Raw genomic sequence first — 18548 nt, 5'->3', positions numbered from 1 at the left:
TTAAAAATATATAATTCTCCTTTGAAATTCTTATATGCAAATCAACCCTCTGCTGGCTGTTTTTGGCGGAAAGTCTCTTTACAGAGGTTGATTCAGAGTGTGTTCCAGATTGTTCCATGTGGAACATAAGGGGCGAAGGTAGTATATAAAAGGGTAGGAACAAAAATAAGCCTAAAAAAACTTTACAAGAACTTCTTTAAATAAAAGTAAAAAGAACAAAATTAACCCACCAGAAGGAAGGAGAACCGCTAAGAAAGCGAAGAACCTCACAAGATTTTCTCTCAACGGTCTGAAAAGTTTAATCTCCGACCATATACGAGATGCCAACCCTATTAGTGTTAAAATCCCAGATATGCCAAACAAGAATCCTATGAGAGCAAACACCCAGTTTCCGATAGAAGTAAGCTTTGCCAACTTATCTGAAAATGCCATGAGTGCGATGGATATATTCATCATAGCTGAATAGATCACTAAGTATGGTGTAAATTTATTTGCAAACTCATAAAAATGTTCCACACTCGCACCTGTGTTATTCCACCCCCTATAACCAATTTGAAAACCATTTCCAACCAGCCTAAATCTTCCGGATTTTATATCATACTCATACGTGAGAGTGAAATCATCCGGATAAAACACATTTGATGCTTTTATTCTCAAAACTCCCGGAACATCAATATCAGCTTCTGATTTGCTTTTATCAGGAACTGTTCTTTTTTGATCTGGATAGATATAAACCTCTCTTAGCATTTGACGAAAACGAACTTCTTGTGGTGGATTTTGTCCCTCTTTCCCTCTTTGCTGTTCATTGAACCTCTTTTCGTAGTGTTCTTCCGGTATGAAGCTATCAAACTCTATTTTAACTGGATATTTAGAAGCATTAAATATCTCAAAAGCCCGTTCTCCTTCTTTTATTTTTTTAAAGATAAGCATAGGCAGTTTATCAACTTCAAAAATTTTAGTTTGCTTCTCCATGAATTTAGACTGCTCTAAATAAACTACCAATAGGAATATTGTCAACAGTATTGAAAACGAAAGAAGAAGAGCCTCTGCAACATCTGGCGGTAAGCCCTCATTCAACACTTGAGGTTCTACCCCTTTCCATACAAGATAATCTATAATCGCAAGATTGACTATAATAAAAACGAGGTAGCCAGCTACTACTTTTTCTTTCCACCTCATTTGAAACCACCTTCACCCATTAAACAAATACCACTCCGCATAATCGAAAAAACTCTTTCGCATCCTCTCTTTTCAGTCCGATGTACTCTGCAATCACATCAATCGTTCTTCCGTCAGCTCTGTTCTCGCCCAGCCCAGCCTGAACCTGCATGCGTTTACAATTTTGTTCGATACTATAAAAACTCTTTTTCTTCAACTTAGAATAATCGGATTGAAAAAGCATAAACATGTTGGCAGTAACAGGATTCTAAATTGTCAGAAACTCAAATTCTGTCGTAAACTCTACTTCTTAAATCAATTTTTAAAACCCAGATTTCATCCCGATCCGCATGGATTTCGTATATAGCCCTGAATTTGCCAACTCTCAGGGAGTATGTGTTTTCTCGCCCCTTAAGTTTCTTTCCGAGAAATGGATCAACTTCAAGGGCTTTGATTCGTCTTAAGATTCTTGATCTTTCATCCTCTTTAAGTTTCTTTACCTGTTTTGCTGCATCTCTATCAAGGTAAATCTTCATAAAAGATCGTCCAAAGGAACTTTTTCACCCTTCCTCATTCTCTCGCTCATTCTGTTGAGTTCTTCGATTTCGTCTTCAGTTAATTCATCCTCAAGAATTTCAAGGATTCTGTCAAGTTTCTCCTCCAGTCTTTCAACTCTTCTGAGGAGTTCGGCATCCATGTTTGTAAATTTGATTCACAGATTATATGAGGATTTTGGAGAAAGCGATAAATGAGATAAACCGAACTTTCTATGCATTTTCCAGCATTCTCCACAACTGTTTTATTTTCTTGTTTGGTTAAAACTTCATGGCTAAACTGCCAGCAGTGTCTTACAGCGATGTCATAAAGGCTCTATCAAAAGCCGGATTCATTTATGCACCAAAAAGAGGCAAGGGTAGCCACATTGCCATGTACAGAGTGGATGATGAAGGAAAAGCAAGATTGGTGATAATTCCGAGGAAAAAGAACATCCCAAAAGGTACGCTCCTGTCAATTTTAAAACAGGCAGGATTGAGCAAGGAGGAATTTCTGGAGCTTCTCAGATAGTAACCTCAAATGTTGTCACAAACTTTTTACTGAAAACAGCCTCAAGCTCATCATCAAGTATGCCGAGCTCTTTTGCGTTCTCGATGTAAAGCTCCACGGCCTCCTTGAGGTTCTCAAGAGCCTCCTCTATTGTATCACCACAGCTCGCAACCTCAAGCTCGGGGCATTTTGAAACGTACTGATCTCCTTCCTTCCACACGAGAGCTGTCAGCGTTGTCACGATAGATGTTCTGGTTTTGGTGCTTTATAAAACTGTTGCCCCCTGCATCCTTAATTGATGGCGATCAGAAAAGGCGAGAGATATCACATTTCAGCAATTCTCAGCCTGCCAAACACAAACTGTGTAATCAAACCCACGTACTATTCCTCCATTTCTTCAGGCATATCCCGAACGAAAAGCTCAGGGCTCCTCTTAGACATACACAATCTCCCTTTCAATTGACTTCCAGAGCAGAGGTTTGCTCATGGCTGCTTTCTTTGTGAGGATGTCAACTCTCATCCCAAGCAGATCTTCAAGGAACTCCTTCAGATCCACAATTTCCCACCCAACTGGCTCGCTGAACTCCACAATTATATCTACGTCGTGGATTACTTCCTCCTCTCTTGCGAGAGAGCCAAAAAGGCCAATACTCTTGATTTTGAACCTCTTTTTCAGTATGCCTTCGTTATCTCTGATTTTTTGAACAACATCATCGAGCTTCATAATCATCCCGGCCTATAACCTAATGAATCCAGAACTTCTTTAATTTTTCCCGCCAGCTTCTCCATCCTCCAAAGGGCCATGGGGATCTGTTATGATAAATCATGAGATTATTTAATTTCGTGCAAAATATATATCACCGAAAATATTTATAAGCCGAGAGATAAGATTAAGATATGCGAGAATGCGGTTATGTAAAACTGCACGAGCTGAAAAAGTTCGTCAAGACATTACCTGAAGATGCAGTATCGAGAGAAATAATCCTTGATGAGAGAGATAAATTACCTTTTAGGGAGTGCATGAGCAAAATAGACCTCTGGATCAGGTTGATAGAAAGGGATTTGAAGAGAATTGAGAATGAAAAATGAATTAAGTCCGTTTAACTGGAAAATTTGTCTGTTTTGTGTGGTAAATAAATCAAATTAAGGATCTGTTTTACTTTCGCAATGGAGTACAGTCTGGACTGCCTCCAAAGACGGGAATATCCAGAGCGAGAATGGATGAGCCAATCTGCGCGAATATTTGAGACAGACAGGAAAGAAGGGCAGGGGGAGGACCAGGTACATTCTCAGGAGATGCGATAGAGAGCTGATGCTGAAAGCTCTGATGGAGGGTTAGACAAACATCAACACCCTTAAATACTTCCATGACTGAACTGTAATCAGTTATGGCCGAAATAACCATCAGGCTGAAGGTCCCCGACGGAATGGAAGAGAAAGTTAGGAAAGCTGTTGAGGATGCCGTGAAGAGTGTTCTCCGGCAGAAAAAACTCAGAGATGACGTTCTCGACAGGTATTTTGGAAGGTATCAGGGTGAAGTGAGGGAAGAGGAGTGGTATCTCCAGTAAGGGTTTTCGTAGACTCGTCAGTTCTCGTCGAGTTTGTAAAGGGTAATTCTGAAGCTGGAGCGATTCTCAAAAAGCTCAAGAATGTTGATGTCGATACGTACATAAATGACATCGTTTTCAGCGAGTTCGTATTTCACTATCTGTCTCTTAAATCGGGAAAATCTCCATTGACGATGAAGGGAAAGGGAGTGATTTCGGAGTACATTGATGAGAAGGATCCACTCGAGTTCATAAACCAGTTCAGCATCCTTCAGGTGGATGAAGAAGTGGTGGAAAAGTCCTATGACCTGATGAAAGATTATGGCCTTCTCCCAAACGATGCAATTATACTCGCGACCTGCATAAAGCACGGAGTTGATGCTTTGGTTACGCTGGATGGGGATCAACCTCCCTGTATCCTTCTCAAGCAGTTTTCTGTAGTAATTCACATCAATGCTCTCAGAATTTCTGACTGAGACGAGCTTTTTACTAAAATCAACAACCACGTATTCAATCTCCATTCCTGGGGAAAGCTTTACACCAGTCTTCTTCACTTCTCAAAAAGACAGTTTCTTCCACAGACATCCACCAGAACCGGGGTTCTGGAGTGGATGGCTGTTTCGAGAGGTTGTGGTATGGGGACTGATGAATGTCTGAGAGTCACGTTCGCACCTCCAAATCAGCTTCTGCCCACAGAATGCTCTACAGCTTCCCGGTCTGCAATCTTACTTCACAGTCCCACAGCACCGATAGTACCCTCTCAAGACTCTCTTCAGACTTCGCAACCTCACCATCCAGCAGGCTTATCGTTTCTTCGAGCGATGTTATCCTTCTCTCAAGTGCTCTCTGTCTTTCGGCAGGATTGCGTCTCTCACACTGCGACTCCAGTTTTCTGACCTCAGATTCCAGAGCCTTAAGCCTTCTTTTAAGCTCATCGACTTTTTCAACCTCGAGCTCGAGACTCCCATTCAAAATTTCTTCAAGGTATCTGAGTGTGGTATCCAGCTTTTTCTCCTTCAGCTTTATGTTTCCCTTTTTCACCTCAGAAAGTGCACCAGAGGCGAGGCTCTTGAGATCATCCATGTTGAGCAGAAGGTTGCGGGTGTCTGTGTTGACCTTAACTCCTATCGCGTGGGCGTAAAGCCTGATTGGCTTTTTAACGCGGGCAATTTTTCTGTGCACCTCGTTCTCTCTAATATTGATCTCATGTCCTATCGCCTCTATTTCTGCCCTCAGGTTTGCGAGGAGTCCATCAGCTCCTTCTTCGTCTTCAGATTCCACTTCTGCCCTGACACGCTCAATTTCAGACAGCAGTTCAGAGAGCTCACGACTCGCCCTGTTCCTTTCTTCAGTGAGGCTTTTTGTGTTTTCGATCAGCCGGAGTGCGTCCTCAAGGTCGACAATTCCTGCCTCCTTCCTCTTTCCTTCAACATCCGCGATGATGCCTGCTATGCCTCTGAGGTGGCTGTCAATTTGTTCAATCTCCTGAGGATTTACCGCAAAAAGCATTCTGAAATACCCTGCCTTCATGGACGCCACTTTTTCGAGCTTTTTCGATGCTTCAAGGAACACATCACCCGTGCCACCATCTGGCCCAGTTCTCCACAGCGTCAGCATGGCTGAAACAAAGTTGCGGGCCTGATTTCTCAGCCTCGGGTGCACCGCATCCACGTCAAACATCTCGAGAGCCGAGACCAGGTTGTCAATTTCTGCACGTATTTCCGCCTCTTTTTCTGAGATGAATGTTTCAATACCTCTTTCGGCAGAGCTTATCATGTTCAGAACTCTAACCTCAGCTTCCTCCAGTGTTGGATGCTCCACCTTTTTTCTTTTAAAAAATCCGAATCCCATTAACTGAACTACTCCGGAGTTCTTTATAGTCATTACTGCCAGCATGGCCGGGAAGGATTCAGTGCACTCAGTTCATCAATACTCTCGGCTCACTGCTTTACACGGTTACCAATGTTTAAATATTTTGGAAATGACAGTAAAATCGATGAATCGGGAGCCCATGTATTTTGAAGCAATCAGTGTTGGAGATGCAGTGGAGTCGATTCCGAGAACGATTGTCGAGTCTGACATCTGGATGTTTGCATATCTCACCGGCGACTTCTTTCCACTCCACACGGATGTGGAGTTCTCCAAGAACACGGTTTTTGGAGAGAGAATTGCTCAGGGGATGCTTGTTCTCTCAGTTGCGCTCGGGATGGTTGATCAGGTGCTTCTGTCCAGGTATGATGTAAGCTCCGTTGTGGCTTTTTACGGGATAGAGGACGTCAGATTTCTCGAACCGGTTTTCATCGGAGATACGATAAGAGCAAGGGCAGAGGTGGTTGAGAAGAGAGATGCCGGAGAGAAATCAGGGATTGTAACCTACAGGCTTGAGGTGGTGAACCAAAAAAATGAGGTGGTGCTGGTCGCCAGATATTCTGCGCTCGTCAGGAAATCTCCTGCAGAATAATCTCCTTCAATTTTATTCTGTCTGCCTTGCCGAGGCGCGTGAGGGGTATCGAATCCCTTACCAGTACTTTTCTCGGAACTTTAAAGTCAGCAAGCTCTTCTTTACACGCTGCAAGAATTTTCTCTGCATCTATCTCAGCACCCGGCTTTGGAACGACTGCAAGCCATACAACCTCTCCGTAAATTTCGTGTGGAGCCCCAAATGCTGCAGCAATGGCCACTTTCGGATTTTTCATTGCGACCTCCTCAACTTCGGACGGCAGTACCGTGTAGCTCCCCACCCTTATGACCTCCTTTTTTCTGCCAACAATATACAGTTCTCCGCCTTTCATGTATCCGAGGTCTCCGCTTATCCAGTATCCGTCTTTGAAACCCTTTTCAGTTTCTTCCGGCTGGTTGAAGTAGCCCTTGCTCACCATTGGTCCTTTAACAAGGATTTCTCCGATCTCGCCATCCTTCAGCTCTTCTCCGCTGTCGTTCACAATCCTCACCTCGACGCCCTCAAAAGGCACGCCGACGTACCCCTCTGTGAATTTGTCAGGGTCATCTTCAGGCCGGGAAAACGTCGCGAACCCTGACGTCTCTGTCGAGCCATATCCTATACCTATTTTGCTGCACCAGCCCATCATTCTCCTGAGCATCTCTGGGTTCAGCTTCTCACCGGCAGTTACGAGCATCTCAACCGGAGGCAGGGGTATTTTGTTCTGGGCTGCGAAGGAAAACACCAGTGCGAACATCGTCGGAACCGCACCGAAAAACGGTATCCTTTCATCTGAAAGCTCTTTGATGACAGCGTCCGGTCTCCAGTGGTCAATCAGAATCATTTTTGATCCGTTGATGATTCCAACGGCGAGAAGCTCAGTGGTTCCCCCAACGTGGCTTGGCGGGAGGTGAATGAGTGAATTCAGCCTTTCCTCCCTCTCCAGATATCCGAGTATGCTCCTCAGCTCGCCAGCTGCCATTGAAATGACGTTTCTGTGGGACAGCAGCGTGGCTTTTGGGACACCTGTTGTGCCCCCCGTGAAAATTATCAGAATATCGTCATCTGGAGACTGTTCCACCGGATTTTCTAAGGGCTTTTCTTTCAGCAGCTCGTAGAAAGATCGTTCTGAATTGAGGAAAAACATCTCAGGATTTCCAATTTCGTTTTTGATCTCTTCAAGAGTCGCCTTCACGTTATTGTCCTGGAAAGTGTTGATCGATACCACCACTTTTGGCTCCGCATGGCCGAGAAATCGCCTCAGCTCGGCTATTCTGTATCTTACATCCATGGGAACGCATATCGCCCCTATTTTCGTGCATGCGAGAAAGGTATAAACGTACTCCGGACTCATTGGAAGGATTGTTGCAATCCGGTCACCTTTTTCAACACCGAGAGATAGAAAAGCTGATGCCAGAGCGTCAACGGAATCTTTCAGCTCTCCATAGCTGATCATTCTGTCTCCGAATTTTATGGCCGTGTAATCCCTGTCGACTTCTGCCCAGTAATCCAGGTATTCCCAAAGAAAATCAAACTCCTCAACCATACCTAGGTTTGTCTAAAGGTCATATATAATCATTTGGTATTGAAATCTTCATGGGCCGACGTATTTTTTGCGAATTATTCACTGTGCGCGTGAACAAACCTCTCCAAACAAAAATGGCACTTTTTCAGGTTATGCAGCGGGTAACACTTAAATCCTGAAAACGATTCCCGCATATCCAACAACGTAGCTCTTATCTGCCACGTCTCCACTCGTGGAGTAATGCACAAGCTCGGCACCTGCACCGAAATACTCGGCAATCAGCATTGCCACGGCTATGGGCCCGTATCCACACACACTTGCCTGCGTGTCGTAGATCGTTCTGTAAAATTTCCTCACGTCCATGCTCTCCACAGCCTCAATTATGATCTCGTCCCTTCTTCTGCACTCCTCGTCGGGTATGTAGTGGTGCATGTCGCTGGAAGCCACAACGGCGATCTTTTTTCCCGTCTCCTCGTAAGCCTGGATTAATTCTCTGGCCACCTCTCTTGCACTCTCCTCATCCTGCAGACCCATGCATATCGGGACAATCTCAAAATCCGAATGGAGGAACTGCAAAAACGGAAGCTGAACTTCAAGGCTATGCTCTTCGGCAAAGGCCATCTCATCAGGTACGACAGCAACCTTTGGCATCGCATCCGTAAACTCTGAATCCGGTTTTGAAACTCCAATCGGTGTGCCCCATTCGTCCGTTGACACCGCCACGGGCATTCCCAGTCCGGTGTGGTTTGGGCCTATGATGATGTAGGTTTCGGCGTCCCTCAGCAGGGAATGAACCTTTCCCGCAGTTCTTCCCGAATACATGTATCCTGCGTGAGGGGAAACAATTCCAATAACGTCATCGTCCTTTCTACCCCTGTCGGTAAAATCGTTGAGCATGGCAAGCAGGGACTCCGGGTTGGAGGGGTAAAATGAGCCCGCAAATCTGGGGTATCTCATGGTTTTAAATATGTGAATGCAACCTAATAAATATTGTCATGAAACTCGGCGTGGTCGTGAACCCTAAGGCGGGTGATGGGCCGGATCCGGAGCTTGTACGAAACGTGGTATCGAGGCTTGAGCCTGACAGAGTGGTTACCGGACAGGATGATCTTGGCCAGGATTACCTTGATAACGCAGACATTGTTGAGATACACCGCACTTTCGACAGGAACGATACCATCAGGCTTGTTAAGGAGCTTGACAGTGCTGTGGACGTCATAGCTGTTTTTGGGGGAGACGGCACGGCAAGCGATGCAGCATCTGCATTCCCCGAAAAACCGCTGCTCTGCATACCCATGGGGACAACGAATGCCGGGCCTCTGATGTGCAATCCGGAGTTCAAATCCCTTGAGGTTGTGGAGGTGGATGGGCTTTACATCCCCGAGTACGGGAGAGTGGCTTTCAACGATGTTGTTGCCGGTCCCACGATTCTTGGAACTGTAGATGGCGAAATTGCTGAGCTCGATGCTCTGAGCTACATGAGGGGGGAAATGAAGAAGGGCAATCCGGACAAGTTCTATGTGAGAGTTTCAGAAGGCGAAAGGACCATTGAGGGCGTTTACGGCAATGTTTTCGTTTCGATGCTTGATCAGCGGTATCTGGCAAAGGGAATCTCCGGAGGTGCGTCAATTTCAGCATTTGCTGGCTTCAACTGTCTCGTTGCGTGTTTGAGCCACACAATCGTTCTTGGTTCGATAACGAAGGAGATTCTCAGGAACATGGAGCCGGTCAGAACAGAGACGATGAGTTTTGACAGCTCGATCAGTCTTTATGCAGAGACTGTCATCTCTGCAGATGGAAATCCATTTGCTTTCAGAGAAAGCGTGACGGTTGAATTCAGGAAAAATCTTGTACGGGTTCTGAAGCAGGTCTGAGACGTCCTCTATCCCGAACAGCATTTACGACTGCCTGATTCTCCTGCTTCAAGATGGTGATATTGCCCAGTAATTGCAGGTTGTAATCTTGGAGGGTGTGAACTGTCGAAAATTAAATTTTTAAATTTTATATTTCTTGTTATGTCAGGATTTTTTTCACGTGTTCTCATACTCACAACCATTATTTCTCATGGAAAACTTTTTATTGCCGGAGAGTGTGATGGACTGGATGGCCGGAGAATCTACAGAAGGGGATGAATTTCGTTCTGAACGCATAATGGAGCCAATCAGTCAGGTGTTTGAGAATTTTCCTCTCTACACGATGCTTGTTGATGAGGACCATTCTCTTGTTTACATGAACAGGATCCTCAGAAATGACATTGACGGGAAGCTGAAGGGCGTGATATCCCGGTACTGTCCCGATGCCTCAGACGGTGCGTCTCACCCCCAGGACTGTCCGTTGTGCGAATCCATCAGAAAAGGATATGTTCCGGTTAAATTTGAATTGCGCGATTTTTCCAGAAATCTATGGCTGGCAACAGCTGTGTGTCCGCTGCATACAAAAAATCAGAATGAAAAGAGGCTGTTTCTTTGCATTTTCTGGGACCCCCATGAGGCAAAGCTGAATGAACTGCTTAAAGGTGAGCTGAAGAGAAATGAGGAAATCTACAGGGCGATATTCGATAACACACCCAACATGGTCGGCATATTTACGGGCGATGGTGTAATTGTAGATGCCAACGCCGTGATGGCCGAGTGTTTCGGTCCTGATCTGGCCGGCAGGAACATAAAAGATGTGCTTCCTAAGGAGGTTTCGGAGAAGTGGATGAATTATATTGCGAATGTGGTAGAGAGGAGAAGGAGAATCGCATTTGAATTCAGCTGCAACGGCAGACACTATCTCGTGAGCATGGTTCCTGTCGATCTCGCAGGCGAAAGACACTGCCTTTTAATCGGCAGAGATGTTACGGAGATGAAACACAGGGAAATGCTTCTCAGAACTCTCATCAGAATAGAGATGCTGGTTGACAGCGAAAAAGATAGGAAAAAACTGCTTGAAGAAGTATGCAGTGAACTGTCTTCTTTTCCGAATTATCTCCTTGTTCGCATTGACCTTGTCGGGAAGGATCGACTGAGTGTCGTTTCTGGAAACCTTGCGGATGCTGCTGGCGACATGCACTGCAGGGTGATGGAAAGGGCAATCCGGCACGGAGTATCTGTCAGCATGAAGGTTGATGTTTGTGACGAAAACTGCACTCTGAGGAATCTGTCCGGGAGTGATGAGATCTGGATAACCTCCCTGCCTCTCAGAGCAGATGGGGTCTCTGGAGCCCTCACCGTATTTCATTCCGGCAGTCTGAGTCAGGAAGAACTGGCGATACTCGAAACACTGTCTGCGGACATATCATTTGCTTTACGGGCGTTTGAACTGGAGGAAATCAGAATGAAGGCTTATGAGAAAATCGAGGACATCGTCTATCGCTCTGCAATTCTCACGGATGAGATTAAAAATGCGCTGACGGTAATCTCCGGCATTGCTGAACTGAAAATTTCCGGTGTCGAGTCGGCAAAAATTCTCGAACAGGTTGATAGAATTAAAAAAATCTTGGATGAGATAGATAATGGGTGGATTGAGTCCGAGAAGCTTAAAAAATTCCTGAAAAAATATGTGTAATTTTTTTCTTTGATTCCCTTTTCTGTTTCCTGACATTTCGAAAATCTTATATTTAATGATTACAATTTCCATTATCATGAGAAAGGTTCTGATTGTTGACGACGACCCCATGGTTCGGGAGGTTCTTGGGATTATGCTGTCAAGTTACTGTAGGATAATCTCCGCATCAAATGGGAAGGAGGCCGTAGCGGCCTACAGGAAGTCTAAGCCCGATATCGTTCTTATGGACATTCTCATGCCGGAGATGGATGGCATAACTGCAACCAGGGAAATAAAAGCTTTTGATCCTGATGCGAAAATCATTGCGATCACAGCTTATGCGTCAACCAAAGGTGAGGATATGCTGAAAGTGGGTGCCCTCGATGTCGTTGGTAAACCCATAAGAAAAACAGAACTTATAGCAAAAATTGAGAAGTATTTAGAATAGTTCCCGTTGTTTCCATTTTGATCCAAATTTTAAATTAAAATATTAAATTGAAGTTTCAAAATTATATCTGGATTTCTCCGCTTACTCCGTTGCGACGACCTTTGCCGAATACCCGAATTTTTCGATGGCCTTCAGGTATTTCTCGACATCACCATCGACTTCTATCTCAGCAGACTTCAGGTCTATGGACAGTACTTTGGCGCCCTCCTTTGTGAGAACGTTCCTGACTGTCATAACACATCCGTGGCAGGTCAGTCCTGAAAGCTCAAGTTTCACCTTAATTTCAACCACCTCCGGTTTTACTACTGCTTAATTGATTTAACTGGTAATATAGTTCACTTCTAACAGCATGTAAGGTAAGATTTAAGTATCTGTAAACATGGTGTTATGTGTGCGGCTTGACGAATATGACCTGAAAATACTCGAACTGCTCAGGGAGAACTCAAGGCTATCCTACAGCGATATTGGAAAGGCTCTTGGGATGACAAGACAGACCGTGAAATCCAGGATAGAGAAGCTTGAGCAGGAAGGAATAATCAGGAAGTACACGATCGAGATCGAGATAAGTGCGGGGAAGGGCAATGAATTTCTTGCAATTTTAAATGATGTGCCTGATGAGAAGGACTTTGTGGAGATTTTCAGGATAGGCAAGAGGAAATACCTTGTGAGGGCGCTGGTGGAGAAGGCCGATGAACTTGCAAAGCTCTGTGAAAAATACGAGTTCGAACAGATTTTTCCGGTCATTGAGAGGCGCAGAGGTAATGAACTTTCGAAAATACCTCTGAGCTTCAGGTGCGATTACTGTGGAAAGGAGGCTTTCGAGAGGCCCCTGATGTACAAGAGACATAACCGGGTTTACGTCTTCTGCTGCCCAACATGTCTTGATATGTTCAGGGAATCAAATTACGATAGTTAATAATTTAAATGGACCCGGTACATAGTTGTACTCATGTTTTATGAAATTGAGGAGATCAAGCGAAGACGGAAAAAGCTTGGCATCACTCAGAAAAAGCTCGCAGAACTTGTGGGCGTCAGTCAGCCGCTCATAGCGAGGATTGAAAGCGGCGATCTCGATCCCAAACTGTCTCTCGTGAAAAAAATTTTTGAGGTCCTCGGGGAGCTTGAGGGCAGAGGCATAACTGCGAAAAAGATTATGACGACCGACATCATTTTCGCCAGTCCTGATGAACTGATTGTGGACACAATCGACGTTATGCGGGAGAAGGGAATCTCTCAGTTACCGGTAGTGAAGGATGGGGCGAATCTCGGATGCATCACTGAAAGCTCGATTCTCAGGGTCATCATGATGAAGGGGCTCGATGGCTGTGAAGACATGCGTGTCAGGGATGTGATGGAAGAACCCCTGCCGGAGATCTCACCTAATGAGTCCCTGGACAGCATCTCAAAAATGCTTTTAAATAACCCCGCTCTCCTTGTGGTTGAAGAGGGCAAGATAGTGGGGATAGTTACCAAACACGATGTCATGAAGGCCATGAGGGAGAAATGATGAACTTTCCGCAGATTTTCTGGCACGGGATGGCGGAGGAGGAGAAGATTGACTACTTAAGGAAGTTCAGCGTAGCGGTAATCGGGAGCAGAATGCTCATGGAGCTCCTCTGGAGGGGCGGAGTGGGCTGTGTGAGGTACATCGGCGACTTCATCACTCCGAACGATTCGAGGATTGACTGCACCGTGCATCCCCTTGAGGCGAATGACTATGATGCAGTCCACCCGATGAGCAGCGACTCCTGTGTGATAAGCTATCCGTATCCTGATGATTACGACGAGCTTAAAAGACAGCTGAAGGGGATAGACGTGATTGTGGCTCACAAACACATTGATGTTGCCGCCAGAATAGCCGAAGAGCTTGGATCACCCTTCATACCCAATCTGATTACCACCTTCCTGCCCGATGGGGTGAAATTCTGGGAAGTGGAGATGCCGAGGGTTAAGTTTGATCCGATTTCGTATGCTCTCACATGTTCCCTCCAGGCTGGAGAGATACTCAGGATTTTTACTGGTTACCACATGCCGACAATAGCTCCGGATGCGTACATCGTTGATACCCGTTCCCAGTATTACCTCAAGAAAATCCGGCTGAGGGTGAAAGAATGAGGATTAAAGCCCCGTCAAGGATCCACATAACGCTTGTGGACCTCAACGGAGCCGTTGGAAGGGTCGATGGTGGCGTTGGTCTGACTCTGGAGAGTCCCGGGTTTGTTATCAGAGCCAGGAAAGGCGATGAGGTTCGGGTTGAGGGTGAAGCAGAATTTGCTGAAAGGGGCAAAGCTGTTCTCGAGAAATTTCAGAAAAAATTCGGTTATGGCCTTGAGGTGGAAATTGAGAGAGCTTACCCCTCTCACATCGGTCTGGGGAGCGGGACCCAGCTTGCCCTTTCGGTTGGAAAGGCGTACAGTCTGGTTAATGGAATTGAGCTGAGTGTAAGGGAGATTGCGGAGCTTGCTGGCAGAGGTGGAACATCCGGTATAGGAGTCGCGGCATTTGAGCTTGGTGGTTTCATCGTGGACGGCGGACACGCCATGAAGGAGAAAAACAGTTTTCTCCCGTCGTCATTCAGCAGGGCAAAGCCGGCACCCGTTATTGCGAGGCACGACTTTCCGGACTGGGATGTGTATCTGATAATCCCTGACGAAAAGGGTTTTGCAGGTATGCGGGAAAAGCATCTGTTTGAAAAAAATACGCCCGTCTCCCTGCAGGACGTGAGGGAGCTTGCTCACATAATTCTCATGAAACTCCTTCCTGCCGTGGTTGAACATGACCTTGATGAATTCGCCAACGCAATTCACGCGATTCAGTACCTGGGATTCAAGAGGGCAGAGGTCAGCCAGTATGGAACGCTTATCTTCGACCTCATAGAGGTTTTGAGAGACTATGGTGCTGCGGGAATGTCGTCAACCGGACCAACGGTTTATTTCGTGGGGGACAGAGATGGCATTGACGCCGCGAAAAGTTATTTCAAGGAAAAGGAAATAGGAGTTGAAATTATAAAAACAAAAGCGAGAAACAGGGGGGCTGAAGTTGAAATATAATCTCTGGTTTGGAGTTTACGAAGATGGAAAACTCAGAAAGTCTGAAAATCTGAAGAAATCGTTTATCACAGCACGCAACCCTGAGCCTCTGCCATTCTCACCTGCTGATGTCGGCAGGGAAGTCTTCGGAGATGATTATTACGGAATTTTGAGAAAAACTGCCATTGAGGTGTGCAGAGACCTTGTTGAGAAAGAGCTGAGGCGGGAAGATAGATACGTCATAGCCCTCGTAAGGACTCTGGACGAGCTGAACAATTCGATAAATCTCCTGAGAGAGAAGCTCAGGGATCTGAAAGAGATAAGGGAAAGTGAGGTTGTGGAAGTTTTCGAGCAGAGAATCAGGGAGCTTGAAAAATTCAGGATGGAGATAGAAAGGGAAATCGAAGATGTTATGCGGAAGATTGCTCCAAACGTAAGCGAAATTGTCGGAGAAAAAATTGGGGCAAGACTTCTTGAGAAGGCAGGTAGCCTCGAGAGGCTGGCGGAATTTCCAGCAAGCACCATACAGGTTATAGGAGCTGAGAAGTCCCTTTTCAAGGCTCTCTCAAGGATAAGGAAGGGGAAGAAAGCCAAGGTGCCAAAGCACGGCGTGATATTCCAGCATCCGTTCATAAGGAACCTGCCGAAAAAGAAAAGAGGAAAGATGGCAAGATTCATTGCAAATAAAATTGCCATAGCTGCGAGGATGGATTACTTTAAGGGTGAACTTGATGAAAAACTTTCTGAGGAGGTAAGAAAGAAGTATGAGCAGCTTTCAAGGAAGTGAGATTGCCCATAATGTGTTTATGGCGGAAATTGAAGGAAGAAAGAGGATTTTCACAAAATCTGCATATCCCCCGCACTACGGGGAAAGGAAAGTGGGCGAATACCGGGAGTGGATACCCCAGCGGAGCAAGCTTGGCGCACTTTACATGAAAGGCTATAGCATTGATTTTGGAGAAAATATCAGGCTCCTGTATCTCGGGGCTGCAAGCGGAACTACCGTTAGCCACCTTTCGGATATACTTGATTCCGGGATAATCTATGCGGTGGAGTATTCTGCGAAGCCGTTTCAGAAGTTTCTGAAGCTTGCGATGGAGAGGAAGAACATAATCTCAATTCTCGGAGATGCTTCCCAGCCAGAGATGTACAGCGGGATTGTCGAGAAGGTGGACTTCATCTACCAGGACATAGCTCAGAGGAATCAGGTCGAAATATTCAGAAAGAATTTCGAGTTTTTTGCAGAAGAAAATGCTGAGGGTCTGATTTTTGTTAAGGCGAGGAGCATCGACTCGACAAAAGAGCCTAAGGAAATTTACGGGGAAGTAATCCGCAAACTTGAGGATGGTTTTGAGATACTAAAGCATGCGAGCCTCGAGCCATACCACAGGGACCACATATTCATTCACGTGAGGTGGAGAGGTTGAAGCAGCGCTTTGTTCTCGACACGACAGCCATCACGGATACCGGGATGAGGTCCAAGGAAGGTTTTGAAAATATATGCGTATCCGCAAATACGATTCTCGATTTAATAGCAAAGGCGAGGTTGAAGCTTGAGATAAGCTGCTACGTACCGTATCCGTCCGTTTATTCCGAGCTTGTCAGCTTCATGAAGAGATATGGCTGTGAAAAAGAGGTCTTCGTGAAGCTTGACACCTGGCTCATCAAAAAGACCCCCAACAGGTTCGAGGTCAAGATACCTGCCGAAATCTTTCATGAGTACATCACCACCGTACGGCAGAAAATAAACAAGGCCATGAGGGTTGCTGAGGAGCACATCTGGGAGAGTTCTGCAGCTGGATTGAAGTATGAGCGAAAAGACGAGGTGAGAGATGAGGTTGGCGACATCATCTCCAGATTCAGGGACAAGTTCAGGGAGGTTACGAGGCACGGGGTTCTCGATTCCTCGCCAGACCTTGATGTGCTCCTTCTTGCGAAGGAACTTGACGCTGCGGTGGTTTCAAGCGACGAGGGTATAAAGAAGTGGGCCGAAAAAATGGGTCTCAGGTTTGTTGAGGCGAAAATGTTTCCGAGAATGCTGAGAGAGTATCTGAGGCTTGTGGAGGGTGAATTTGATGAAAATCGAAAAGCCGAGGGGGACGAGGGATTTTTTACCTCAGGAGATGGAGAAGAGGAGACATATTGAAAACCTGATGCGAAAGGTTGCCGAAAGTTTTGGGTACAGGGAAATTCAGACTCCGACCTTTGAACATTTAGAGCTTTTCACCCTGAAATCCGGGGAGGGTATCGTAGAGGAAATTTATGCCTTCAGGGACAAGGGAGGCAGGGATCTCGCTCTGAGGCCTGAGCTTACCGCTCCAGTTATGAGAATGTTCGTTAACGAATGCTCGGTTATGCCGAGACCCCTCAGGTTTTACTACTTTGGAAACTGCTTCAGGTATGAGAGGCCGCAGAGAGGGAGATACAGGGAATTCTGGCAGTTCGGAGTTGAGCTGATAGGGAGCGATAAACCTGAAAGTGATGCTGAGGTCATTTATCTGGCATACAGGATTTTAAGAGGTCTCGGCATAGATTTCAGGCTGCATGTTGGACACGTGGGGTTGCTGAGAAAGGTGCTTGAGGGTCTTGACAACGCTGACAGTGCAATGAGGCTGATCGATAAAAAGGATTTTGATGGGCTGAAGGTTTTGCTGGATGAAAGGGGAAAATCAGCAGACCTGTTCGAGACTGTGGTTCGACTTTCAGGATGCAGCACCGTAGAGGAGGCAAAAGAGGTTTATCCGGAATTTGACTACTCTCACGTTGAAAAAGTTTCTGAGATTCTCACAGAACTCGGAGTTGAATTCAGTCTGGATTTCGGGATAGCGAGGGGTCTGGACTACTACACGGGGATAGTCTTTGAGGTTTATGCTGAAGGTCTTGGAGCGCAGAAGCAGATATGTGGCGGGGGGTCTTACAGACTCGCAAGACTTTTTGGTGGCGAGGATGTGCCGTCAACCGGGTTTGCCATAGGATTTGACAGGGTGGTAGAGGTATGCAGTGCTGAAATTCCGAAAAGACCGGTGGCTGTGGTTGTGAGCTTTGGGGACTTCGTCAGAGGTCAGAAGGTTGCCGAGCTTTTGAGGAACATGGGAATAGATGCTGTTGTGGATGTCATGGGCCGGAACGTCAGAAAGCAACTGAGCTTTGCAAATTCAATCAATGCAGATTATGCAGTCTTTGCGGGAGAGGAGTTTGAAAAGGGAACAGTCAGAATCAAAGATTTAAGGACGGAAGAACAGATTGATGTTGATATTGGGGAACTTGAGAGCTTCTTTGAAAATAGAGAGACCTGAAATCACTTCAATTTTTTCTGCCGAATAGTAATAAAGTGCCAGTATGCAGGCGAGGATTATGGTGTAATTTGGAATGACACTGTTGTAGGAGAATCCGGATATCCTGACCCTTCGTTTAAGGGGCCAGTAAAGTTCGACTCCTGATCTTGTGAGCATGTCCAGAATTATGTGGTTCAGGATTCCGTAAAGGGCAAGAATTCCGTATGCCGGGTTGATGATGCCTGAAAGCAATGCAACCAGTATTGCAAAGATCAGTGAGTGCGTCACTGTTCTGTGTTTTATTCCAATAACCAGGTCCAGATCGCTGATAACTCCAAATGTGGATGCAATGAGTGCGTATTCCAGGTTTCCGGTGAATATGAACACAGGTGTAAATGATGCGATCAGATGTGTTTTTTTGAGCATAGCGGATATAATTTTGTGCTGATTTTAATTTTAATGCCAGGGGTTTCTGTGGTTCGTGCCTTCATAATGTTCGCAATCTTTAAATACTGATATGCTAACCTTATTCTGAAATGTCGCTGTCCTTTTGC

27 protein-coding genes are annotated in these 18548 nt (G+C 45.6%); 16 read left to right on the top strand and 11 right to left on the bottom strand.

Going from position 1 to position 18548, the window contains the following annotated elements; genetic code table 11:
• Positions 1 to 171 precede the first annotated feature (171 nt).
• The 4 genes from GACE_RS06140 to GACE_RS11710 all read right to left on the bottom strand — a co-directional run bounded on the left by GACE_RS06140 (position 172) and on the right by GACE_RS11710 (position 1855).
• On the bottom strand, positions 172 to 1179 hold the full coding sequence (locus GACE_RS06140; RefSeq protein ID WP_048092028.1) for a hypothetical protein: 1008 nt from the start codon (positions 1177 to 1179) through the stop codon (positions 172 to 174).
• 19 nt (positions 1180 to 1198) lie between these two features.
• Positions 1199 to 1330: a hypothetical protein gene (locus tag GACE_RS11905; RefSeq protein ID WP_318249130.1), complete on the bottom strand. Its 132-nt coding sequence runs from the start codon at positions 1328 to 1330 to the stop codon at positions 1199 to 1201.
• Positions 1331 to 1442: 112 nt separating this feature from the next.
• Positions 1443 to 1694 carry a type II toxin-antitoxin system RelE family toxin gene (locus GACE_RS06135; RefSeq protein ID WP_048092026.1) on the bottom strand — a complete coding sequence of 84 codons (252 nt, stop codon included), beginning with the start codon at positions 1692 to 1694 and terminating at the stop codon, positions 1443 to 1445.
• Positions 1691 to 1855: a hypothetical protein gene (locus GACE_RS11710; RefSeq protein WP_158413820.1), complete on the bottom strand. Its 165-nt coding sequence runs from the start codon at positions 1853 to 1855 to the stop codon at positions 1691 to 1693. The genes GACE_RS06135 and GACE_RS11710 overlap by 4 nt, the downstream gene beginning before the upstream one ends.
• A gap of 128 nt (positions 1856 to 1983) precedes the next feature.
• Between GACE_RS11710 and GACE_RS06130 the strand changes: the two genes are divergently transcribed.
• Positions 1984 to 2223, top strand: coding sequence for a type II toxin-antitoxin system HicA family toxin (locus tag GACE_RS06130; RefSeq protein WP_048092024.1), 240 nt, complete (start codon positions 1984 to 1986; stop codon positions 2221 to 2223).
• On the opposite strand, the gene GACE_RS06125 is transcribed toward GACE_RS06130, so the two are convergent.
• Together GACE_RS06125 and GACE_RS06120 are read right to left on the bottom strand one after the other, a co-directional pair.
• A complete protein-coding gene (locus GACE_RS06125) occupies positions 2216 to 2443 on the bottom strand; it encodes a type II toxin-antitoxin system HicB family antitoxin (RefSeq protein ID WP_084063682.1) in 228 nt (75 codons plus the stop codon). The two genes, GACE_RS06130 and GACE_RS06125, sit on opposite strands and share 8 nt — an antisense overlap.
• Before the next feature lie 192 nt (positions 2444 to 2635).
• A complete protein-coding gene (locus tag GACE_RS06120; protein ID WP_048093730.1) occupies positions 2636 to 2926 on the bottom strand; it encodes a nucleotidyltransferase domain-containing protein in 291 nt (96 codons plus the stop codon).
• A 173-nt stretch (positions 2927 to 3099) separates the two neighbouring features.
• Between GACE_RS06120 and GACE_RS06115 the strand changes: the two genes are divergently transcribed.
• The 3 genes from GACE_RS06115 (at position 3100) to GACE_RS06105 (ending at position 4225) form a co-directional block, all read left to right on the top strand.
• Positions 3100 to 3291, top strand: a complete 192-nt coding sequence (locus GACE_RS06115; protein ID WP_048092020.1) for a hypothetical protein — start codon at positions 3100 to 3102, stop codon at positions 3289 to 3291.
• A gap of 299 nt (positions 3292 to 3590) precedes the next feature.
• Complete coding sequence (locus GACE_RS06110) at positions 3591 to 3770, top strand: hypothetical protein (RefSeq protein ID WP_048092018.1); 180 nt, start codon at positions 3591 to 3593, stop codon at positions 3768 to 3770.
• Complete coding sequence (locus GACE_RS06105) at positions 3755 to 4225, top strand: type II toxin-antitoxin system VapC family toxin (RefSeq protein WP_048092016.1); 471 nt, start codon at positions 3755 to 3757, stop codon at positions 4223 to 4225. The genes GACE_RS06110 and GACE_RS06105 overlap by 16 nt, the downstream gene beginning before the upstream one ends.
• Positions 4226 to 4451: 226 nt before the next feature.
• On the opposite strand, the gene GACE_RS06100 is transcribed toward GACE_RS06105, so the two are convergent.
• The gene (locus tag GACE_RS06100) at positions 4452 to 5600 is read right to left on the bottom strand and encodes a hypothetical protein (RefSeq protein ID WP_048092014.1); all 1149 of its coding nucleotides are present in this window, start codon (positions 5598 to 5600) and stop codon (positions 4452 to 4454) included.
• Between the two features lie 145 nt (positions 5601 to 5745).
• Here GACE_RS06100 and GACE_RS06095 point away from each other — a divergent pair, with 145 nt between their 5' ends.
• Positions 5746 to 6210 carry a MaoC/PaaZ C-terminal domain-containing protein gene (locus tag GACE_RS06095; protein ID WP_052400243.1) on the top strand — a complete coding sequence of 155 codons (465 nt, stop codon included), beginning with the start codon at positions 5746 to 5748 and terminating at the stop codon, positions 6208 to 6210.
• Here the strand turns inward: GACE_RS06095 and GACE_RS06090 are convergent.
• Both GACE_RS06090 and GACE_RS06085 read right to left on the bottom strand, forming a co-directional pair.
• Positions 6188 to 7735, bottom strand: a complete 1548-nt coding sequence (locus GACE_RS06090; RefSeq protein ID WP_048092012.1) for a class I adenylate-forming enzyme family protein — start codon at positions 7733 to 7735, stop codon at positions 6188 to 6190. The genes GACE_RS06095 and GACE_RS06090 overlap by 23 nt on opposite strands.
• A 147-nt stretch (positions 7736 to 7882) precedes the next feature.
• Positions 7883 to 8671 (bottom strand): MEMO1 family protein, encoded by a 789-nt coding sequence (locus GACE_RS06085; protein ID WP_048092010.1) that lies wholly within the window; start codon positions 8669 to 8671, stop codon positions 7883 to 7885.
• A gap of 38 nt (positions 8672 to 8709) precedes the next feature.
• Here GACE_RS06085 and GACE_RS06080 point away from each other — a divergent pair, with 38 nt between their 5' ends.
• The 3 genes from GACE_RS06080 (at position 8710) to GACE_RS06070 (ending at position 11690) form a co-directional block, all read left to right on the top strand.
• Entirely contained in the window at positions 8710 to 9588 is an 879-nt protein-coding gene (locus GACE_RS06080; RefSeq protein ID WP_048092009.1) for a diacylglycerol/lipid kinase family protein, read from the top strand.
• A gap of 220 nt (positions 9589 to 9808) precedes the next feature.
• Positions 9809 to 11263 carry a PAS domain-containing protein gene (locus GACE_RS06075; RefSeq protein WP_158413819.1) on the top strand — a complete coding sequence of 485 codons (1455 nt, stop codon included), beginning with the start codon at positions 9809 to 9811 and terminating at the stop codon, positions 11261 to 11263.
• Between the two features lie 76 nt (positions 11264 to 11339).
• Entirely contained in the window at positions 11340 to 11690 is a 351-nt protein-coding gene (locus GACE_RS06070; RefSeq protein ID WP_048092007.1) for a response regulator, read from the top strand.
• 81 nt (positions 11691 to 11771) lie between these two features.
• Here the strand turns inward: GACE_RS06070 and GACE_RS06065 are convergent, their stop codons facing one another.
• The gene (locus tag GACE_RS06065) at positions 11772 to 11981 is read right to left on the bottom strand and encodes a cation transporter (protein ID WP_052400242.1); all 210 of its coding nucleotides are present in this window, start codon (positions 11979 to 11981) and stop codon (positions 11772 to 11774) included.
• 100 nt (positions 11982 to 12081) lie between these two features.
• Between GACE_RS06065 and GACE_RS06060 the strand changes: the two genes are divergently transcribed.
• Genes GACE_RS06060 through hisS form a run of 8 tightly spaced genes read left to right on the top strand, consistent with a single transcriptional unit; the run spans position 12082 to position 18015 of the window.
• Positions 12082 to 12606, top strand: coding sequence for a winged helix-turn-helix transcriptional regulator (locus GACE_RS06060; RefSeq protein WP_052400241.1), 525 nt, complete (start codon positions 12082 to 12084; stop codon positions 12604 to 12606).
• A 33-nt stretch (positions 12607 to 12639) separates the two neighbouring features.
• Positions 12640 to 13197, top strand: coding sequence for a CBS domain-containing protein (locus GACE_RS06055; protein ID WP_048092004.1), 558 nt, complete (start codon positions 12640 to 12642; stop codon positions 13195 to 13197).
• Positions 13194 to 13805 (top strand): hypothetical protein, encoded by a 612-nt coding sequence (locus GACE_RS06050; RefSeq protein WP_318249126.1) that lies wholly within the window; start codon positions 13194 to 13196, stop codon positions 13803 to 13805. The genes GACE_RS06055 and GACE_RS06050 overlap by 4 nt, the downstream gene beginning before the upstream one ends.
• Positions 13802 to 14740, top strand: a complete 939-nt coding sequence (locus tag GACE_RS06045) for a beta-ribofuranosylaminobenzene 5'-phosphate synthase (RefSeq protein WP_048092001.1) — start codon at positions 13802 to 13804, stop codon at positions 14738 to 14740. The genes GACE_RS06050 and GACE_RS06045 overlap by 4 nt, the downstream gene beginning before the upstream one ends.
• Positions 14730 to 15506 carry an NOP5/NOP56 family protein gene (locus GACE_RS06040; protein ID WP_048092000.1) on the top strand — a complete coding sequence of 259 codons (777 nt, stop codon included), beginning with the start codon at positions 14730 to 14732 and terminating at the stop codon, positions 15504 to 15506. The genes GACE_RS06045 and GACE_RS06040 overlap by 11 nt, the downstream gene beginning before the upstream one ends.
• Positions 15484 to 16146: a fibrillarin-like rRNA/tRNA 2'-O-methyltransferase gene (locus GACE_RS06035; RefSeq protein ID WP_048091998.1), complete on the top strand. Its 663-nt coding sequence runs from the start codon at positions 15484 to 15486 to the stop codon at positions 16144 to 16146. Before GACE_RS06040 ends, GACE_RS06035 begins: the two co-directional genes overlap by 23 nt.
• The gene (locus GACE_RS06030) at positions 16143 to 16865 is read left to right on the top strand and encodes an RNA ligase partner protein (protein ID WP_084063762.1); all 723 of its coding nucleotides are present in this window, start codon (positions 16143 to 16145) and stop codon (positions 16863 to 16865) included. Before GACE_RS06035 ends, GACE_RS06030 begins: the two co-directional genes overlap by 4 nt.
• Entirely contained in the window at positions 16795 to 18015 is a 1221-nt protein-coding gene (gene hisS, locus GACE_RS06025) for a histidine--tRNA ligase (protein ID WP_048091997.1), read from the top strand. The genes GACE_RS06030 and hisS overlap by 71 nt, the downstream gene beginning before the upstream one ends.
• Here hisS and GACE_RS11220 read toward each other — a convergent pair.
• Entirely contained in the window at positions 17944 to 18420 is a 477-nt protein-coding gene (locus GACE_RS11220) for a metal-dependent hydrolase (protein ID WP_052400240.1), read from the bottom strand. The genes hisS and GACE_RS11220 overlap by 72 nt on opposite strands.
• Positions 18421 to 18548 lie beyond the last annotated feature (128 nt).

It is taken from the genome of Geoglobus acetivorans (assembly GCF_000789255.1).
Classification (GTDB): Archaea; Halobacteriota; Archaeoglobi; order Archaeoglobales; family Archaeoglobaceae; genus Geoglobus; species Geoglobus acetivorans_B.
This window is presented reverse-complemented; position numbering and strand designations above follow the sequence as displayed.

What these genes read in the sequence shown, in the direction of transcription:
- GACE_RS06095 (WP_052400243.1), top strand. Translation starts at nt 5,746, where the DNA reads ATGAATCGGGAGCCCATGTATTTTGAAGCAATCAGTGTTGGAGATGCA.
- GACE_RS06035 (WP_048091998.1), top strand. Translation starts at nt 15,484, where the DNA reads ATGAGCAGCTTTCAAGGAAGTGAGATTGCCCATAATGTGTTTATGGCG.
- hisS (WP_048091997.1), top strand. Translation starts at nt 16,795, where the DNA reads ATGAAAATCGAAAAGCCGAGGGGGACGAGGGATTTTTTACCTCAGGAG.
- GACE_RS11220 (WP_052400240.1), bottom strand. Translation starts at nt 18,420, where the DNA reads ATGCTCAAAAAAACACATCTGATCGCATCATTTACACCTGTGTTCATA.
- GACE_RS11905 (WP_318249130.1), bottom strand. Translation starts at nt 1,330, where the DNA reads ATGCAGGTTCAGGCTGGGCTGGGCGAGAACAGAGCTGACGGAAGAACG.
- GACE_RS06045 (WP_048092001.1), top strand. Translation starts at nt 13,802, where the DNA reads ATGAGGATTAAAGCCCCGTCAAGGATCCACATAACGCTTGTGGACCTC.
- GACE_RS06135 (WP_048092026.1), bottom strand. Translation starts at nt 1,694, where the DNA reads ATGAAGATTTACCTTGATAGAGATGCAGCAAAACAGGTAAAGAAACTT.
- GACE_RS11710 (WP_158413820.1), bottom strand. Translation starts at nt 1,855, where the DNA reads ATGGATGCCGAACTCCTCAGAAGAGTTGAAAGACTGGAGGAGAAACTT.
- GACE_RS06090 (WP_048092012.1), bottom strand. Translation starts at nt 7,735, where the DNA reads ATGGTTGAGGAGTTTGATTTTCTTTGGGAATACCTGGATTACTGGGCA.
- GACE_RS06140 (WP_048092028.1), bottom strand. Translation starts at nt 1,179, where the DNA reads ATGAGGTGGAAAGAAAAAGTAGTAGCTGGCTACCTCGTTTTTATTATA.
- GACE_RS06120 (WP_048093730.1), bottom strand. Translation starts at nt 2,926, where the DNA reads ATGAAGCTCGATGATGTTGTTCAAAAAATCAGAGATAACGAAGGCATA.
- GACE_RS06130 (WP_048092024.1), top strand. Translation starts at nt 1,984, where the DNA reads ATGGCTAAACTGCCAGCAGTGTCTTACAGCGATGTCATAAAGGCTCTA.
- GACE_RS06085 (WP_048092010.1), bottom strand. Translation starts at nt 8,671, where the DNA reads ATGAGATACCCCAGATTTGCGGGCTCATTTTACCCCTCCAACCCGGAG.
- GACE_RS06080 (WP_048092009.1), top strand. Translation starts at nt 8,710, where the DNA reads ATGAAACTCGGCGTGGTCGTGAACCCTAAGGCGGGTGATGGGCCGGAT.
- GACE_RS06100 (WP_048092014.1), bottom strand. Translation starts at nt 5,600, where the DNA reads ATGGGATTCGGATTTTTTAAAAGAAAAAAGGTGGAGCATCCAACACTG.
- GACE_RS06075 (WP_158413819.1), top strand. Translation starts at nt 9,809, where the DNA reads ATGGACTGGATGGCCGGAGAATCTACAGAAGGGGATGAATTTCGTTCT.
- GACE_RS06115 (WP_048092020.1), top strand. Translation starts at nt 3,100, where the DNA reads ATGCGAGAATGCGGTTATGTAAAACTGCACGAGCTGAAAAAGTTCGTC.
- GACE_RS06110 (WP_048092018.1), top strand. Translation starts at nt 3,591, where the DNA reads ATGGCCGAAATAACCATCAGGCTGAAGGTCCCCGACGGAATGGAAGAG.
- GACE_RS06070 (WP_048092007.1), top strand. Translation starts at nt 11,340, where the DNA reads ATGAGAAAGGTTCTGATTGTTGACGACGACCCCATGGTTCGGGAGGTT.
- GACE_RS06055 (WP_048092004.1), top strand. Translation starts at nt 12,640, where the DNA reads ATGTTTTATGAAATTGAGGAGATCAAGCGAAGACGGAAAAAGCTTGGC.
- GACE_RS06050 (WP_318249126.1), top strand. Translation starts at nt 13,194, where the DNA reads ATGATGAACTTTCCGCAGATTTTCTGGCACGGGATGGCGGAGGAGGAG.